Below are 17,913 nucleotides of genomic sequence, written 5' to 3' on the forward strand. Positions count from 1 at the left end.
CTAAGCGCGTGAGCTATGCTAACGGGGCGGCATTATCCGTCCCGCGCCATCTACGCCGGACGCCACATCTCCTCATTCCAGAGCGTTTCCGCTCTGTTTTTTGTTATCGCAACTCCGGACGGAAAACCGCCATACACTTTTCCTGGAGTTGCTCTAGACCGGAGAAAGCCCATGGCCGTCGTTTCCAAGAAAATTCCCGCTCCCGACAAGGTGAAGGTGAAAACCGCGCTTCTGTCCGTTTTCGACAAGACCGGCATCGTCGAGCTGGCGCGTGCGCTCAGCGAACAGGGCGTGCGCCTGCTGTCGACCGGCGGCACGCACAAGGCGATTGCTGCAGCGGGCCTCGCGGTGACCGACGTGTCGGAAGTGACGAATTTTCCGGAGATCATGGACGGGCGCGTCAAGACGCTGCATCCGAAGGTGCATGGCGGCCTGCTCGCCATCCGTGACGATGCCGAGCATCAGGCTGCGATGAAGGAGCATGGCATCGAAGGCATCGATCTTGCCGTCATCAACCTCTATCCCTTCGAGGACGTGCGCAAGGCAGGCGGCGATTATCCGACGACAGTCGAGAATATCGACATCGGTGGTCCGGCGATGATCCGCGCTTCGGCCAAGAACCACGCCTATGTGACGACGCTTACCGATCCCGCCGATTATGCCGAGCTGCTGGCCCAGCTTTCCGCCGACGCCGGCCAGACGACCTATGATTTCCGCAAGCGCATGGCCGCCAAGGCCTTTGCCCGCACCGCAGCTTACGATGCGATGATCTCCAACTGGTTTGCCGAAGCGCTCGATATCGCCACGCCGCGCCATCGCGTCATCGGCGGCGTGCTGCGCGAGGAGATGCGCTACGGCGAGAACCCGCATCAGAAGGCGGCCTTCTACGTGACCGGCGAAAACCGCCCCGGCGTTTCCACGGCGACGCTCATCCAAGGCAAGCAGCTATCCTACAACAACATCAACGATACCGATGCCGCCTATGAGCTCGTTGCCGAGTTCCTGCCGGAAAAGGGGCCGGCCTGCGCGATCATCAAGCACGCCAATCCCTGTGGTGTCGCCACCGGTCCGAGCCTGGTGGAAGCCTATAAGCGCGCTCTCGCCTGCGATTCCACCTCGGCCTTCGGTGGCATCATCGCACTGAACAGCCTGCTCGACGCCGAAACGGCCGAAGAGATCGTCAAGCTCTTCACCGAGGTCATAATCGCGCCCGAAGTCAGCGAGGATGCCAAGGCGATCATCGCCCGCAAGCCGAACCTCCGCCTCCTCTCGGTCGGCGCCCTACCCGATCCCCGCATAGCTGGCCTTACCGCCAAGACCGTCTCCGGCGGCCTGCTCGTCCAGAACCGCGACAACGCTTTGGTCGAGGATATGGAGCTCAAGGTCGTCACTAAGCGCGCGCCGACGGCACAGGAGCTTGAGGACATGAAGTTCGCCTTCCGTGTCGCCAAGCATGTGAAGTCGAATGCCGTCGTCTATGCCAAGGATGGCCAGACTGCCGGCATCGGCGCCGGACAGATGAGCCGTGTCGATTCCGCTCGCATCGCTGCCATCAAGGCCGAGGAAGCCGCCAAGGCCATGGGTCTTGCCGAGCCGCTGACGCGCGGTTCCGCCGTTGCCTCCGAAGCCTTCCTGCCCTTTGCCGACGGCCTGCTCTCCGCGATCGCCGCAGGCGCCACGGCCGTCATCCAGCCTGGCGGCTCGATGCGCGACCAGGAAGTGATCGACGCGGCCAATGAGCACAATGTCGCGATGGTCTTCACCGGCGTGCGCCATTTCCGCCATTGATCGGCGGATATACCAGATTTAAAAACTTATATCCCGGCTGGTTCGCCCGCCGGGATTTTCTTTGCCTACTTCGTCTTATCGGCTGGATAGGGCGTCGGCAGCAGAAGCAGCAGGCCGCCGGCAAGAAAGATGACGAGCGTTGCCATGCCGAGGCGGGCTGAGCCGCTCCAATAGGTTACCAGCGAGAAGAACAATGTTGCCATGAAGCTCGTGGCGCGGCCTGACAGTGCGTAGATGCCGAAATAGCGGCCGGCTTCCGAGAGGTTGACGCTGCGGGCGAGATAGGAACGCGAGGAGGCCTGCACAGGTCCGAAGGCGATACCGATCAGCAGGCCGTAGCCGATATAGGCCTTTTCCGCCGCAGTGCCGAACAGGCCGCCGGCGCTTACAGTTGATAGCGATACGAGGCCGAAGAGCGTGAAGCCGGGTCCGGTGGAGATGATGCCGAAGGTCGCGACAAGCAGCAATGTCAGGCTGATGACGACGGTCGTCTTCGAGCCCAGCCAGCGATCGACATAGCCGGCGGCGAAGCAGCCGAAAATGGCGATGACGTTGAGGATGATGCCGTAGATGCCGATCTCGATCGTCGCCCAGCCGAACATGCCGGCCGCAAAGGTGCCGCCGAGGATCAAGAGGCCGTTGACGCCATCCTGGTAGATCATGCGGGCGATGAGAAAGAGACTGATGCCGCGCCGACGCTTCAGCTCGCCCAAGGTCGCCGATAGTTCACGCAGGCCCGAGCGAACGGCGGCGCCAAGCGGCAGGCCGCGGGCGGCATCCGGTGTGAAGAGGAACATCGGCAGAATGAAGATGAAATACCACACAGCCGAGATTGGCCCGGTGATGCGCGCATCCTCGCCGAGTGTGGCATCGAGGCCAAAGAGCGGTGTCAGGCCGAGAATGGTCTTGCCGGTCTGCGGATTGCCGGCGAGCAAGGTCACGACCGTGATCAGCACGATCATGCCGCCGAGATAGCCGAGCCCCCAAGCGGCGTTCGACAGCCTGCCGACATCGTCCTTAGCCACCAGCCGTGGCATCATGGAATCGTTGAAGACGATCGAGAACTCGGCCGAGATGGAAGCCAGGATCATGAAGATCACCGGATAGATGACTGGCGACCCGGGGGCTGCGCCCCAGAGGCAGAAAAGGCTTGCAATCTTGATGACGGCGAAGAAGGCGATCCATGGTTTGCGGGCGCCGGATTGATCGGCGATCGAGCCGAGGACCGGCGAGAGGATGGCGATGATCACCGAGGAGATCGTCGCCATGTTGCTCCAGGTCGTCTGGGCGGAGACAGGATCGGCCGTCAGCCGCGCGACGAAATAGGGACCGAAGATGAAGGTAGTGACGACGGTGAAGAACGGCTGAGCCGCCCAGTCGAAGAACATCCAGCCCCAGATGCCGTGTGCCGGCACTTTCGCCGGCACGTCATTGCTAACTTCGGTTGCCACCAGATCCTGCCCCTCAATCCCTCATCCGCCTAACGGGTTGGGGCGGACTGTCTCACCTTGCCCGACCGTTCGCAAGATCGCTGAGCAGGCCGGCGGCGACAGTGATGCGGGCGAGGTTGGGATCGCCACTTTCGCTGAGGCCGCCGAGTTCCTCGGCGATGCGATTGATGCGGACCCGGTCTTCCGCATGCCATGCTTGGACCGGCTGCTTGTCCTTCGGATGATTGGACAAGGCGGAGATGACGATATCGCGGCGCGCGCCGGCGATCTGGTCGAGACTGCGCGCCAAGGCGAGGCTCTCATAGTGATCGCCTGTGACGATCCGGCTGCCGGCGAGCAGCAGGCGGCCGACGCGGAAGGTCTGCGAGACGGTAAAGTAGCTTTCGGCTGCCCGGTTCAGCGTATCGCCGGTGCGTTCGGCGATCTGCATGATCTCCGGCACGAGGACGAGCGCGTAGATGGTTGCGATCTCCGAAGCCAGCTTCTCCGGCAGGCCGGCAGCCTGGTATTCCGCTTCGCGAGCGGCGATTTCGGCGGCAAAATCCGCCGGGATATGGGTCAGGAAGACAGGTCGCAGTTTCTTCAGAGCTGCGCGAAGCCGGCTAACGGTTTCCTCGATCTCGCCCTTGGCGGCCCCGGTCTTCAGCAGGAGCCGCGTCAGCACGGTATAGACTTCGGTGATCTCGCCATAGACGCGGTTCTGCATCTGGCCGCCCACCTTACCATCAAGCGCATCCGTCTCGTTCCAGAGCCGATCGAGATCGAAGCCGTCGCGGGCGATAACGGCGGCCTTGACCACTTCGGCCGCCGATGCCGCCGTCGCATCCATCATGCTGACGGCAAAGCCCGGACCGCCACGATTGATCGCTTCGTTGGCGAGCGCCGTGCCGATGATTTCGCGGCGCAGGCGATGGCTTTCGATATCCGTGGCGTTCGAACGCTGCATCTTGGCCGGGAAATAGCGGCTGAGGGTGGCGGCGAAATAGGGATCGTCAGGCAGGTTGCTGGCGACAATCGCGTCGAAGAGCACGATCTTGGCGTAGGAGAGCAGCACGCCGATTTCGGCGCGGGTCAACGGGCGTCCGTTGGCATAACGCTCGGCGAAGGTCTGATCGTCCGGCAGGGTCTCGACCTTGCGGTTGAGCTGTTTTGCCGCTTCCAGCACGCTCATGAAGCGGCTGAGTTCGAGGGCGTTGCCGGTGCCTTTGCGCTCGGTCAGCGAGATCGCCAGGGATTGCAGGTAGTTGTTGCGCAGGACGAGCGCTGCCACCTCGTCGGTCATGGAGGCGAGCAGCGTATCGCGCTTGGCGCGTGTCAGCCGCTCGTCGAACATGGCATTGGCGAGCGCGATCTTGATGTTGACCTCGACGTCGGAGGTGTTGACGCCGGCGGAGTTGTCGATGGCATCGGAGTTGCAGCGCCCGCCCTTCAGGCCATAGGCGATGCGGCCCTTCTGCGTGACGCCGAGATTGGCGCCCTCGCCGATCACCCTGGCGCGGACTTCCTCGGCGGTGATGCGGATCGGATCGTTGGCACGGTCGCCGACTTCCGAGTCCGTTTCGGATGGCGCCTTGACGTAGGTGCCGATGCCGCCGAACCACAGCAGGTCGACGGGTGCCTTGAGGATCGCCGTCATGATCTCAAAGGGCGTTGCAACCGACTTTTCGATGCCAATGGCAGCGGCGGCTTCCGGCGTCAGCGTGACCGACTTTGCCGAGCGGGAAATGATCATCGCGCCCTTCGACAGGACCGACTTGTCGAAATCCTGCCAGCTCGAGCGTGGCAGGTCGAACAGGCGCTGCCGCTCGGCGAGCGTCTTTGCCATATCCGGATCGGGATCGATGAAGATGTCGCGATGGTCGAAGGCAGCGAGCAGGCGGATTTTCGGCGACAGCAGCATGCCGTTGCCGAAGACATCACCGGACATGTCGCCGACGCCGACGACGTTGAAAGGCGTCGTCTGGATGTCGATGTCCATTTCGCGGAAGTGGCGCTTCACGGTTTCCCAGGCGCCGCGGGCGGTGATGCCCATCTTCTTGTGGTCGTAGCCGGCCGAGCCGCCTGACGCAAAGGCATCGTCGAGCCAGAAACCGGCTTCCTGTGCCAGCGCATTGGCGGTGTCGGAGAAAGTCGCGGTGCCCTTGTCGGCGGCGACGACGAAATAGGGGTCGTCGCCATCGAGCCGGACCGTATCGGCAGGCGGGATGATATCGGCGCCGGAGATGTTGTCGGTGATCGACAGCAGGGTGCGGATATAGGTCTTGTAGGCCTCGCGGCCGGCGTTAAAGATCTCGTCGCGGCTCCCGCCGACCGGGAGCTTCTTCGGATAGAAGCCTCCCTTGGCGCCGACAGGCACGATAACGGCGTTCTTGACTTGCTGTGCCTTCACGAGGCCCAGCACTTCGGTGCGATAGTCCTCGGCGCGGTCAGACCAGCGCAGGCCGCCGCGCGCCACCTTGCCGAAGCGCAGATGCACACCTTCCACTTCGACGCCGTAGACGAAGATTTCGCGGAACGGTCGCGGTTCGGGCAGGCCGTCGAGCAGCTTCGGATCGAGCTTGAAGGCGAGCATGGCTTTCGGCGTGCCATCCGCGTTCTTCTGGAAATAGTTGGTGCGCAGCGTCGCATCGATGGCGTTGACGTAGCGGCGCAGGATGCGGTCGTCGTCAAGGCTCGGAACGTCGGCAAGCTCGGCTTCGATGCCCGCATGCAGGTCGGAGAGCTTCTTCGTACGGTTCTTGTCGCTGAGCTTCGGATCGAGCGTGTCGTAGAAGAGGCGGAAGAGCGATGCGGCGATCCCAGGATATTTGTCCAGCGTTGCGGCGATGTAATCCTGCGAATAGGCGATGCCGGCCTGTCTGAGATAGCGGGAATAGGCGCGCAGCACATTGGTTTCGCGGGCGGAGAGATCGGCAGAGACGATCAGCCTGTTGAAGGCGTCGTTGTCGATCGTGCCACCGAAGGCGGCGAGGAAAGCTTCCTCGAGAGCCGCGCCGTGGCGGGCGAGATCGATGGTCAGGCCATTGCGGGCCTCGAGCTCCATGTCATGCAGCACGACATGGCCGGTCGAGCCGTCCTTGGCCGTGACGTAGATATCGAAGGTGCGCTCGCTGATGACGTTGAAGCCGAGATTTTCCAAGAGCGGCACGCGGCGCGACAGCGCCAGATTGCCGTCTCCATGGAAGATCTTCAGCGAGAGAATGTCACTCGCTTCATCCTTGCGGATATAGAAGCCGATGCGGATCGGCTCGGTGCCGGCTGTGGCAATGATATCAGGCAGATCGGCAAAGGCATCTTCCGGCGAAAAGGCCTCCTGGAAGGCCTGGCTGACGGAAATGCTCGGCGCTTTCGGGCCGGCCAGCATGACGAAGCGCTCGTCCCACCGGGCTGTTATGGCGCGGATCGCCTCTTCGAGCTTGCCTTGCGGAACATGCGGCGTCTTGCCGGCGCTGCGGCCGATGATGAAATGCACGCGCGCCACGCCGCCTTCCGGGAAAGCCGGGTAATAAGCGGAGACACGGCCGTCATAGACTGACTTCAGGTAGTTGCCGATCTTCTCGCGAACGACGGAATCATATTCCTCGCGCGGGACATAGACGATGACCGAAACGAAGCGATCGAAATGGTCGATGCGTGGCAATGCGCGCACGCGCGGCCGGTCGGTCAGATCGTTGATCTGTTCGGCGAAGCTTGCGAGCAGGGTCGTATCGATCTGGAAGAGGTCGTCGCGGGGATAGGATTCCAGTGTGTTTTCGAGCATGCGGCCTGAGTGGCTCGTGGGATCGAAGCCGAAGTGATCCTTGACCTTCTGCACCTTCGAGCGCAGCAGCGGCACTTCGGCAGCAGCGCTGGTATAAGCCGTCGATGTGAAGAGGCCGACGATGCGCAGCTCGCCCGTTACGTTGCCATCGGCGTCGAAACGCTTGACGCCGACATAATCCATGTAGGCGCGGCGGTGGACGACCGATTTGACGTTCGCCTTGGTGACGATCAGGAAATCCGGGCCGTCGAGGAAGGCGAGGATTTCCGGCGTGGTAGTGACGGCGTCCTTGCCCTGCCGGAGAACGCGGACATCCGGATTGGAGAGGATGCCGAGGCCCGTGCCACGATCCCGCTCGACTTTGGCGTTGGCGCCCTTGCCCGAATAGACATATTCGCGCATGCCGAGGAAGGTGAAATTGCCGTCGCGTAGCCAGGCAAGGAAAGCAAGCGCCTCATCGCGGTCATTCTTGCGGCGGCCGGCAGCCTCATAGGTCGATAGTTCCGATATCACTGTATCGAGGCGCGACAGCATCGGCTTCCAGTCGGAAACGGCAAGATGCGTCTGATCGAGCACGGTCTGGATCCGCTTGGTCAGATCGGTCGCCTGCGCTGTCGTCAGGGGCGAGAGATGAAGCTGGATATGGCTGACGCGATGGGCCGGATCGCTCGGTTGATCGGCGGAATAAAGGCTCGGCTGCTTGCCCTTCTCAATGACCAGGATCGGGTGGACGGCCATATAGAGATCGCGGTAGCTGCTGGTCACTTCGCCCATGATCGATTCATAGAGGAAGGGCATGTTGTGGTCGGTGATCGAGAGGATCGACACCGCAACGCCATCGGGTTCGATATTGGCGACCTGTTCTATGCTCACACGCGGAGAGGTGCCGCTCCAGGCTGCCAGTTCCTTGGCCGCGTGCGTTGCGGCAAGGGCCAGCATTTCCGGGCTGTACAGCTCCATGTCGTCATTGCTTGCCCGGCCGAACAGGATTTCGGGATCGAGATGCGCCTCGCCCGTTGCCGCGGCTATCTTGCGTGCCGCTTCAATCTGTTTTTCCCGTTTCGGATTGGTCTTAGGCGCCATGGAATTCCTCCCGATTTTCGAATTTTGACGACAGTAGCAGAAGGTTTAGCGAAAAAACTGGCAAAAAGAATGCGAATTTGGTTGCTTTCGGACTGATTTTGGCCGGTTTTTTTTAAAAATCTTGCCGGAGGGCGCGATCCCGATGCAAAGCGGATATCATTGGTGTGAAATTAGCGGAGTGGGCTCGTCAACAGAGGTTTTCATGACTCTGTGAAGTGCGGTTGACAGAGTGGCGCGAAAGGGATCATCAACTTGCGCCATTGCAGTTTGAAGCCCTGAACTTGAAAGCTAGCATCATGTCGCAAGTGTCCGCCGGCGCCGTTATCGTCATCTCCAGCCACGTCGTCCGAGGGTCAGTCGGCAATCGCGCCGCCGTTTTCGCGCTGGAGACGCTTGGCCATCCGGTGTGGGCGCTGCCGACGATCGTTCTGCCGTGGCATCCCGGCCATGGACGTTCGACGCGATTGACCTTCAACGAGGCAGATTTCGACCATGCGATCGACGATCTCATCGCCGCGCCCTGGCTTTCGGAGGTCAAGGCGGTTCTGTCGGGATATTTCGGCAATGCAGCGCAGGCGCATTCCGTTGCAAGGCTCGTAACGGCTTTGCGGAAGAAGAACCCCGATCTCCTTTATGCCTGCGATCCTGTTATCGGCGATGCCGGCGGCCTTTACGTGCCTGAGGCAACTGCGGAAGCGATCCGCGACCACCTGATCCCGCTGGCGTCACTCGCAACGCCGAACCGTTATGAGCTTGCCTGGCTGGCGGGAGCGCCGCTCGAGGATAACAACGCCATCATGGAGGCGGCGCTCGCGCTTGGACCGTCGCGTATGCTGGTGACGTCCGCCGTTCCGATGATGGCCGGTGGTATCGGCAACCTCTATCTCAGCGGCCGAAACGCGCTGCTTGCCGAACATCGCAGCGTCGAAGGCGCACCGAATGGGCTCGGCGATCTCCTGTCTGCCGTCTTCCTGTCGCGCCTGCTTTCGGGGATGGATGAGGAGCGGGCATTGCAGCTGACGACGGCCAGCGTCTTTGAAGTGCTGGCGCGGGCCGTTAAGCGCGGCAGCAACGAGCTGACGCTTGCCGTCGATTCCGCAAGCCTGTCGACGCCGATGGCGATGGTGCAGCTGCGCCATCTTGTTCATCCGGCACAGCGGAAGAAAAAATAGCGGTTCGCGACGGTTAACGCTTTTTGCAGCGCAGCAGTTGCCTTCGGTCGAAGCGCGCTGTAATCCAATATCATGCAAAGCTTTCCCGACACCCTTCTGAACGGTTATCGCAACTTCATGAGCGGGCGTTACGTCGATGAGCGCGAACGCTACCGCACTCTCGCCGAGCTCGGCCAGAACCCGTCGACCCTCGTGATTGCCTGTAGTGACTCCCGTTCGGCGCCGGAGATCATCTTCGACGCAGGACCGGGAGAACTCTTCGTCATCCGTAACGTCGCCAACATGGTGCCGCCCTACGAACCGGACAGCAACTTCCATGCGACTTCGGCTGCACTCGAATTCGCTGTTTTGTCGCTGAAAGTCTCCGACATCGTCGTGATGGGCCACGGCCGCTGTGGCGGCATTCGCGCGGCGCTCGATCCCAATGCCGAGCCGCTGTCGCCGGGCGACTTCATCGGCCGCTGGATGGCGCTATTGAAGCCTGCGGCCGAACAGATCCAGAGCAACGACATCATGACGCAAACCGAGCGTCAGACCGCGCTGGAGCGCATCTCGATCCGCAATTCGCTCGACAATCTGCGCAGCTTTCCGGAGATCAAGGCGCGCGAGGAAGAGGGCAAACTTAGTCTTCACGGCGCATGGTTCGATATTTCGACCGGCGAACTCTGGGTCATGGATCCGGCAACGCGCGATTTCATCCGCCCTGAGATTTAAGGGACCCGAGGTTTAAGAGGCAGGCGCCCGGTAGGGCGGCAGGTGGATCAACGAAAAAGGCGCTGCTGACCATCTGGTCGCAGCGCCTTTTTTGATTCACGAGATCAGGACTACTTGCCGTCGATCTGCTGGCCGATATAGGCGATTGCCTGCTGATAGACCTTTGCGTCGTTCCAGCCGGCAATGGCGGAGAAATTCGGCTCACCGGGCTGATAGCCGGCGCCGGGCTGCCAGCCGTGGCCGCGCAAGAAGTTGGCGGTCGAGGCGAGTGCGTCGGCGCGCGATCCCACAAGATCGACCCTGCCGTCGCCATCTTCATCGACGCCGAAGGCGACGACGTTTTTCGGCATGAACTGCGTCTGGCCGATTTCGCCATGAGCTGCGCCGCGTGCCGACGGGCTGAGATAACCTTCGCCGACGAGCTTCAGGGCGGCGTAGAGCTGCTCAGTAAAGAATGCGGAACGACGGCAATCATAAGCAAGGGTTGAGACGGCCGAAAGCGTATGCTGATCGCCCATATAGCTGCCGAAGCCGGTTTCCATGCCCCAGATGGCGATGATCGGGCCTGGGGGGACGCCGAAGCGCTTCTGGATCTTGGCGAAGAGTGCGGCATTGGCCTGCTTCATGCTCTTGCCGCGATTGATGATCGTCTGTCCCCCGCGCTTCTTCATGAATTCCTCGAAGGAAAGCTTGAAGCTCTTCTGGCCGCGGTCGGCGCGGATGGTGGGTTGGTTGTAATGGACGTTGGCGAAGGCCCTGTCGAGGGTGGAGGGGCTGACGCCCTGTGCCTGCGCTTCCCGCTTGAATTCCTGCACCCAGTTCTCGAATCCGGCGGAAGTGTTGCCGCAAGATGCGGCATTTGCCGCAAGCGGCATTCCCAGCAGCAATCCGCCCGCCACGAGAGCTGCCATTCCAGATTTTGTGAAGCGCATTCAGTGTCCCCGAATTCTTACCGCGGTGCGAAAGCGGTAACCGTTTTCAATAGCGCGCAAACCCTTGAAAGCCAGGGGATCACGCGCGTTTAATCGCCAGCGGACCATGCCAGCATCCGACCATCATGTCATCATATTTTAGCGAGTGATGTTTTCGTTTCATGTGAAACATCGCCGCCAAAACCATTCAGAAAAGCCCCGCCTTTCATCCGAAATGGCGAGGCTTTCATTTTATTCTGCTTAACCCAGGAGGGTTGATAAACCGTAAATTGGTTTACAGATCCTTATGCAGCCTGCTTGCGCGGCTTGATGAGGCCACGGTTGACGAGCAATTCGGCGATCTGGATGGCATTCAGTGCGGCACCCTTGCGCAGGTTGTCGGAGACAACCCAGAGGTTGAGACCGTTCTCGACGGTCGCATCTTCGCGGATACGCGAAATATAGGTCGCATCTTCGCCAGCGGATTCGTAAGGCGTGATGTAACCGCCGTTTTCGCGCTTGTCGATCACGAGGCAGCCGGGGGCTTCGCGCAGGATGTCACGGGCCTGATCGGCAGTGATCTCGTTTTCGAACTCGATGTTGACCGATTCGGAATGGCCGATGAAGACGGGGACACGGACGGCCGTGCAGGTGACCTTGATCTTCGGGTCGAGCATCTTCTTGGTTTCGGCCAGCACCTTCCACTCTTCCTTGGTGTAGCCGTCTTCCATGAAGACATCGATGTGCGGGATGACGTTGAAGGCGATGCGCTTGGTGAACTTCTTCGCTTCGATCGGGTCGGCGACGAAGACGGCGCGGGTCTGGTTGAACAGCTCGTCCATGCCGTCCTTGCCGGCGCCGGAAACCGACTGGTAGGTCGAAACGACGACGCGCTTGATCTTGGCGAAATCATGCAGCGGCTTCAGGGCCACGACGAGCTGCGCGGTCGAGCAATTCGGGTTGGCGATGATGTTGCGCTTGGTGAACTGCGTGACGGCATCCGGGTTTACTTCCGGAACGATCAGCGGCACGTCGGCGTCGTAGCGCCATGCTGAGGAGTTGTCGATGACGACGCAGCCCTGGGCGCCGATCTTCGGCGAAACCCTCTTCGAGACGTCGCCGCCGGCCGACATCAGGCAGATGTCGGTGTCGGAGAAATCGTAATTCTCAAGGTTGGAAACCTTCAGCGTCCGGTCCCCGAAGGAAACTTCGGTTCCCTGCGAGCGAGCCGATGCGAGCGCCACGACCTCATCGGCCGGGAAGCCGCGTTCGGCCAGGATATTGAGCATTTCGCGGCCGACATTCCCGGTCGCGCCCGCTACTGCAACTTTGAAACCCATTTCACAAGCTCTCTTTCTCTTCTCTCCTCTTGGGCGAGGGGGGAACCGCGGCCATGACGACCGGTTCCTGTCCCCGGCCGGGCCGGGGAGAGAGCGGCAGGCCAGAGACGTCAGACGGTTTTCGTCGTCGTTTTGGCCTTGGTTTTGGAAGAAACCGGAAAATAGACATCCCGCCCGGCACATTGCGCCAGGTGACTGAAGCTATCGAGCTGTTCGAAGCGAACCATGGAAGTCTTCCTTTTCCGTCGCCGGTTCTAAGATGTTTTCCACAGGAGTCAAGGATTTCCTCGCTACCACCTTGCGGAAGCGAGGAAATCGAGTGCGCCGAAACCAGCCGTCAGCCTATCATGTTCGAAGGCGCGCCGGTTCGGCGTCAGCGATTGGACTTGCGGGTGGTTTCAAACAAGAACCAGGTGCGCCGCTCGGTCTCGTCAATCCAGTTTTCCAGAAGGCTGGCTGTAGCGACATCGCCGTACTCGTCGCAAACGTCGTGGACGGCCCGCATTTCGGCGGAAAGCTTCAGATTATCGTCCGCCAATTCGGCGAGCATGTCCTGCGGATCGACATATTCGGCATCATTATCCGGGATGCGCTGCAGCTTGGCGATCTGGCCGATCGACCGCAAGGTCGTCCCGCCGATCTTCCGGGCGCGCTCGGCCATCGGATCGGTCATCGCAAAAATCTGCTCGCCCTGCTCGTCGAGAAGCAGGTGATAATCACGGAAATGCGGGCCGCTCATGTGCCAGTGAAAATTCTTGGTCTTCAGATAGAGAGCAAAGACATCCGCCAGCAGGGCGGACAGCGCTGCGGAAATATCGCGTGTCGCGTCTTCGCTGAGATTGGTGCGAGTGCCCAATTTCGATTTGGTATTGGCGCTATTCATAAAGACGTCCTCCATTTATTGTTCACGACAGCGACCGCCGGCGGATCTTAGGGGAGTTCCATGACATCAGCCGCTGCGTGGGATCGCATTGAAGACAGGATCGTTTTGAAATCTCGCAGCCGAAATACCGCCTTGCGACATGGTGACTGCGTTGCTTAAGCGGAAAACCCGAACATATTCATTAAATAGGAAATTGGAGCGGTTTGGCAATTGCTTGCTAATGTATAGGCGCGGCGTGCAGTCATGTCGCGCCGCCGATGCCGCCTTCTTGTCAGAGGGCGGCATCGGTATGGGCGACTACTTCAGGCCACCGCCGACATAGATGGTTTCGCCGGTCACCCAGGCGGCGTCCTGCGATGCGAGGAAAACTGCGACCGGGGCGATATCCGTCGGCTGGCCGAGGCGGCCGAGGGGCGTCTGGGAGACGAGATGCTTCTCGAAGTCGCTGCCGATGACGCCTGCCGCAACGACACCCTCTGTTTCAACGCCGCCCGGCGCCAGGTTGTTGACCCGGATATTCCGCGGCCCGAGCTCTTTGGCGAGGATCTTGGTGATGGAATCGACGGCGGCCTTGGTTGCCGTATAGACGGAGGCAGTCGGCAAGTTCATGCTGACGGCGTTGGAGCCGATGTTGATCACATTTCCACCTTCCGGGCCGAAATACCTGACGGCTTCCCGCGTGGTCAGCAGCGTGCCCAGCACGTTGATATTGAATTCACGGTGGAATTCTTCCTCGGTGAACTCCTCAATTGTCGCGAATTGATAGACGCCGGCATTGTTGACGAGGATATCGACGCGGCCTAAGGCTTGTTTGGTTTCAGCGAAGAGGCGTTTGACGTCTTCGGCTTTGGAAACGTCGCCGTGCACGGCGAGCGCCTTGCCGCCCTTGGCGGTGATTTCGGCTACCACCCTGTCGGCGCCCTCGCGGCTCGAGGCATAGTTGACGACGACGGCTGCGCCCGCCTCGCCCATCGCCTTGGCGATGCCGGCGCCGATGCCCTTGGATGCTCCGGTCACGATCGCGACCTTGCCTGTCAGTTTGCTCATGTCATTTTCCTTCGAAAAACTTAGACAGTTTTACAATCATCAAATCGGTTGGCGCATGCGACCCGAAAACCGATCGCACCGTCGCTTTGATATTTAGATAATCATCTAACTGATACAAGAGCCGGAGCGAGAAATGCCGATGGTGTGGAATCGGATGGTCAGATCTTGGAAAGTTCCGCCATATAGGCGTTCAGCGTATCGCGTCGCAGCACGAGGTTGGCGAACTTGCCTTCGCGCTGGATCTCGATAAGCCCGGCATTCTCCAGTTCCTTGATGTGATGCGACATCGTTGCGGCGCTGACAGCGTGGCATTCATTCAGAAGGCTGCAGGGCGTAGGCACGGTTCGCGTGCCGATCTCTTTCAGAATCTGCACACGTCGCGGTTCGGCAAGTGCCCGGGAAATCAATCCCATCTGCCTTTCGCTTAAACGTATTGGCCCGGCATCCATGGTGTTCATCGCAAACGAAATCGGGTTGACCGTCTTCGGCCATCCCTACCCTGCCAGATATATGAATGCGGGAGGGGCTTGGCAACCTTTGCGTTGTAGCGCAGGCCGGCTCAGGAATCGGTCTCGCGCAGCTTGCTGCTTTTAAGGAGTGGCAAGCGCGGCGTCGGCCAACCGGCGGCATTGATGCGGAAGAGCAGGCCGTAGCGTGAATAGACGATCGCCATCATGAAGGCAAACCAGCCGCCGAGCGCCAGACCGGCCACCACGTCGCTCGGATAATGGGCACCGACGATGACGCGGGTGATCGCCAGCCATAGGGCGCAGGCGGCGAAAACATAGCGATAGCGCGGAAACAGGAAGGCAAGCGCCACGAACAGAGCGCCGATGGTCGTGGCATGGCCGGAGGGGAAGCTTTCGAAGCTGGCACGGCCATTGAAGGGCGAAAAACCGAAGGGTCCCCAATCGGCAAAATGCGTCGGGCGGGCGCGGCCGATGGCGCGCTTCAGCACGTTGGCAAGGATGCCTGAAAGCGCCACGGTCGTCAGGAGATAGCCGCCGATCTGGCAGATGCGCAATGCCTGGCAGCGACAGCGCTGCGAATGCAGCAGTTTGCTGCCAGCCCAGCCTTCGAAAAACAGGAAGGCGCTGATGAGGAGGATCCATCCGGAATCGCCGAAATCTGTCAGCATTCCGCCGACGAAGCGAATGGAGGGCGATAGGCTTTTGAGGGTGGCGCCGACAGGCCAATCGAACAGGAGAGCTGAGAGAAGGACGATATTAGTGGTCAGAAAAAGGCAGTTTTTCCAATGTGATGGTGCAAATGCGGCATCGCTTCGCCGCCAACGCCGGTCGAGAGACGTCAAGATCGCCTGCATAATCAGTGCCTATGTCGATTTCCAATCAGCTGTACGACTAGCAGGCTCCTGTAACAGTATTTTTAAGATCGCCGGTATCGGTCTGCCGATTCGGACCTCGCTGTTGGCTCCTCGTATTCGATAAAAACCCCGCGCTGCTCTGCAGAACGGGGTTCCATGTTTCACGTGAAATATATTAGGCGACTTATGCCGAGAGAGCCTTGAATTCGGCAAGAATGGCGTCGCCCATTTCGGTAGTGCCGACCTGGCGGCTGCCTGCCGACATGATGTCGCCGGTGCGGATGCCGCTGTCGAGCACGTTGGCGATCGCCTTTTCCAGTGCATCGGCCTCGGCGACGAGGCCGAAGGAGTAACGCAGGCACATGGCGAAGGAAGCGATCATGGCGATCGGGTTGGCGATGCCCTTGCCGGCGATATCGGGGGCGGAACCGTGCACGGGTTCGTAAAGCGCCTTGCGCTTGCCGGTCTTGGCATCGGGGGCGCCGAGCGAAGCCGAGGGCAGCATGCCGAGCGAGCCGGTCAGCATGGCGGCGACGTCGGACAGCATGTCGCCGAACAGGTTGTCCGTCACAATAACGTCGAACTGCTTCGGCTGGCGAACGAGCTGCATACCGCCGGCGTCGGCCAGCATATGCTCGAGCTGCACGTCGGAATATTTTTCCTTATGCGTGGCGGTGACGACCTGGTTCCAGAGCACACCCGACTTCATGACGTTGCGCTTTTCCATCGAGCAGACGCGGTTGTTGCGGGTACGCGCCAGCTCGAAGGCGACGCCGGCAATGCGCTCGATCTCATAGGTGTCGTAGACCTGGGTGTCGATGCCGCGCTTCTGGCCGTTGCCGAGGTCGATGATTTCCTTCGGCTCGCCGAAATAGACACCGCCCGTGAGTTCGCGCACGATCAGGATGTCGAGACCCTCGACCAGTTCCGGCTTCAGCGACGAAGCCGATGCCAGCGCCGGGTAGCAGATGGCCGGGCGCAGGTTGGCGAAGAGCTGCAGATCCTTGCGCAGGCGCAGCAGGCCGGCTTCCGGGCGCACTTCATAGGGAACGCTGTCCCACTTCGGGCCGCCGACGGCGCCGAAGAGCACGGCGTCGGCAGCAAGCGCCTTTGCCATGTCTCCTTCGGAAATGGCGGCGCCATGCGCATCATAAGCGCTGCCGCCGACAAGGCCTTCGTCCGTGACAAAGCCGGCATTCTTCGCCTCGTTCATATAGGCGATGATCTTGCGAACTTCGCCCATGGCCTCTGGGCCGATGCCGTCGCCCGGCAGGAGGAAAAGATTGCGAACTGTCATGGGAAAGCCTCCGCGAAAGAAAAAGTTGCGGGGTTTTTAGACCTGCAAATGCGGCTTTTCAAGCGAGGAAGGGACCGAAACGGTACGGTTTTCGGGGTTTTGAGACTAGTCACCCGCCCTTGAACCACGAGGGTGGGTGACTTGCGTTGTTTATCCTTACTCAGCCAGTCCGAGCGAAGCGAGATAGGCGGCAGATGCCGGGATCTTGGATTTGTCCTTGATCTCGATGATCAGGCGCGGATTGCTGTTAAGCTTGGCAAGAGCAGCAAAGACGGCGCGCCAGTGGATATTGCCTTCGCCGAGGCTCCAGTGGCGGTCGGCATAGCCGTCAGCATCCTGCAAGTGGACATGCTGCAGACGGTTACCGGCGGCGTGGACGTAGTAGTCGACCGGCGGAGCGCCGGTATAGCCATGGGCGTAATGGGCGTGGCCGGTGTCGATCGAAACGGCGACGGCGGGCGAATTGAAGCTGTCGGCGAGGCCGACGCGGATATGGGGATCCTTGTCCTCGATATTCTCGATGACCATGGTGAGCCCGATGTCTTCGGCGCGCTTGACGGCCTCTTTCAGCGTCAGATGCGTGTACTCGATGATCTTCTCGCGCTCGCCCTTGTTGTTGTCGAGGTTGTTGTAGGACCACGACGTATAGGGGCTATGGATGACCATCTGCGTGGCGCCGATATTGGCGCAGACGTCGAGTGCCTGCAGCAAGCGCTTGGTGACGACGGTGCGGACGTCCGGGTCCTGCGAGGCGATGACAAAGCCCCAGAACGGGCCGTGGATGCCGAGCCGGCCCTGATGGCCGTCGAGCAGCTTGCGGGCGCGCTCGGCCAGCGGAGCCCAGTCGCCGTTGAGGACTTCGGCTTCGACGAAGCTCTGCAACTCCAAGTCACGCGGCTTTTCGAGCAACCAGTTACGATGGATTTCGACGTCGTCGAGCGTCATGGCTGCGCCGACAATGGGAAGGGAGGTCATGGAGGCTCCATTGCGTGGAGGAAATTTAAGGGCGGGAGAGAGGCCGCAAGGGTCTCGGCGGCCTGTATGGACCTGCTTTTTGTCGATCATATTACAGCGAGTGGAAAAGATGTGTCTCGTTTCCGGGATTTGCGTTTTCGCTTCTGGGTGTCGCAGCCGCGGATAGTT

The 17,913-nt window shown here is 60.5% G+C and carries 13 protein-coding genes; 3 read left to right on the top strand and 10 right to left on the bottom strand.

The window, feature by feature from the left end:
- Positions 1-171: 171 nt before the first annotated feature.
- The gene (gene purH, locus PH562_RS22105) at positions 172-1,788 is read left to right on the top strand and encodes a bifunctional phosphoribosylaminoimidazolecarboxamide formyltransferase/IMP cyclohydrolase (protein ID WP_285175632.1); all 1,617 of its coding nucleotides are present in this window, start codon (positions 172-174) and stop codon (positions 1,786-1,788) included.
- 65 nt (positions 1,789-1,853) lie between these two features.
- On the opposite strand, the gene PH562_RS22110 is transcribed toward purH, so the two are convergent.
- Complete coding sequence (locus PH562_RS22110) at positions 1,854-3,242, bottom strand: MFS transporter (RefSeq protein WP_350223781.1); 1,389 nt, start codon at positions 3,240-3,242, stop codon at positions 1,854-1,856.
- A gap of 49 nt (positions 3,243-3,291) precedes the next feature.
- A complete protein-coding gene (locus tag PH562_RS22115) occupies positions 3,292-8,082 on the bottom strand; it encodes an NAD-glutamate dehydrogenase (protein WP_285175633.1) in 4,791 nt (1,596 codons plus the stop codon).
- 296 nt (positions 8,083-8,378) lie between these two features.
- Here PH562_RS22115 and pdxY point away from each other — a divergent pair, with 296 nt between their 5' ends.
- On the top strand, positions 8,379-9,254 hold the full coding sequence (gene pdxY / locus PH562_RS22120; protein ID WP_285175634.1) for a pyridoxal kinase PdxY: 876 nt from the start codon (positions 8,379-8,381) through the stop codon (positions 9,252-9,254).
- A 72-nt stretch (positions 9,255-9,326) separates the two neighbouring features.
- Positions 9,327-9,968, top strand: coding sequence for a carbonic anhydrase (locus tag PH562_RS22125; protein WP_285175635.1), 642 nt, complete (start codon positions 9,327-9,329; stop codon positions 9,966-9,968).
- A gap of 110 nt (positions 9,969-10,078) precedes the next feature.
- Here the strand turns inward: PH562_RS22125 and PH562_RS22130 are convergent, their stop codons facing one another.
- From PH562_RS22130 to PH562_RS22170, 8 genes are all read right to left on the bottom strand, one after another.
- The gene (locus PH562_RS22130) at positions 10,079-10,900 is read right to left on the bottom strand and encodes a lytic murein transglycosylase (protein WP_095433375.1); all 822 of its coding nucleotides are present in this window, start codon (positions 10,898-10,900) and stop codon (positions 10,079-10,081) included.
- 284 nt (positions 10,901-11,184) lie between these two features.
- Positions 11,185-12,219 carry an aspartate-semialdehyde dehydrogenase gene (locus PH562_RS22135; protein WP_113408489.1) on the bottom strand — a complete coding sequence of 345 codons (1,035 nt, stop codon included), beginning with the start codon at positions 12,217-12,219 and terminating at the stop codon, positions 11,185-11,187.
- Between the two features lie 373 nt (positions 12,220-12,592).
- Positions 12,593-13,102 (bottom strand): Dps family protein, encoded by a 510-nt coding sequence (locus PH562_RS22145; RefSeq protein WP_095436101.1) that lies wholly within the window; start codon positions 13,100-13,102, stop codon positions 12,593-12,595.
- Positions 13,103-13,399: 297 nt separating this feature from the next.
- Entirely contained in the window at positions 13,400-14,149 is a 750-nt protein-coding gene (locus tag PH562_RS22150) for an SDR family NAD(P)-dependent oxidoreductase (RefSeq protein WP_285175636.1), read from the bottom strand.
- Between the two features lie 158 nt (positions 14,150-14,307).
- Positions 14,308-14,562: an ArsR/SmtB family transcription factor gene (locus tag PH562_RS22155; protein WP_095433371.1), complete on the bottom strand. Its 255-nt coding sequence runs from the start codon at positions 14,560-14,562 to the stop codon at positions 14,308-14,310.
- A gap of 146 nt (positions 14,563-14,708) precedes the next feature.
- Positions 14,709-15,473 (bottom strand): lipid A 1-phosphatase LpxE, encoded by a 765-nt coding sequence (gene lpxE, locus PH562_RS22160; RefSeq protein WP_285175637.1) that lies wholly within the window; start codon positions 15,471-15,473, stop codon positions 14,709-14,711.
- A gap of 184 nt (positions 15,474-15,657) precedes the next feature.
- Complete coding sequence (leuB, locus tag PH562_RS22165) at positions 15,658-16,770, bottom strand: 3-isopropylmalate dehydrogenase (RefSeq protein ID WP_285175638.1); 1,113 nt, start codon at positions 16,768-16,770, stop codon at positions 15,658-15,660.
- 156 nt (positions 16,771-16,926) lie between these two features.
- A complete protein-coding gene (locus PH562_RS22170; RefSeq protein ID WP_113408491.1) occupies positions 16,927-17,745 on the bottom strand; it encodes a sugar phosphate isomerase/epimerase family protein in 819 nt (272 codons plus the stop codon).
- Positions 17,746-17,913 lie beyond the last annotated feature (168 nt).

The sequence above is a fragment of the Rhizobium centroccidentale genome (genome assembly GCF_030182565.1).
Classification (GTDB): Bacteria; Pseudomonadota; Alphaproteobacteria; order Rhizobiales; family Rhizobiaceae; genus Rhizobium.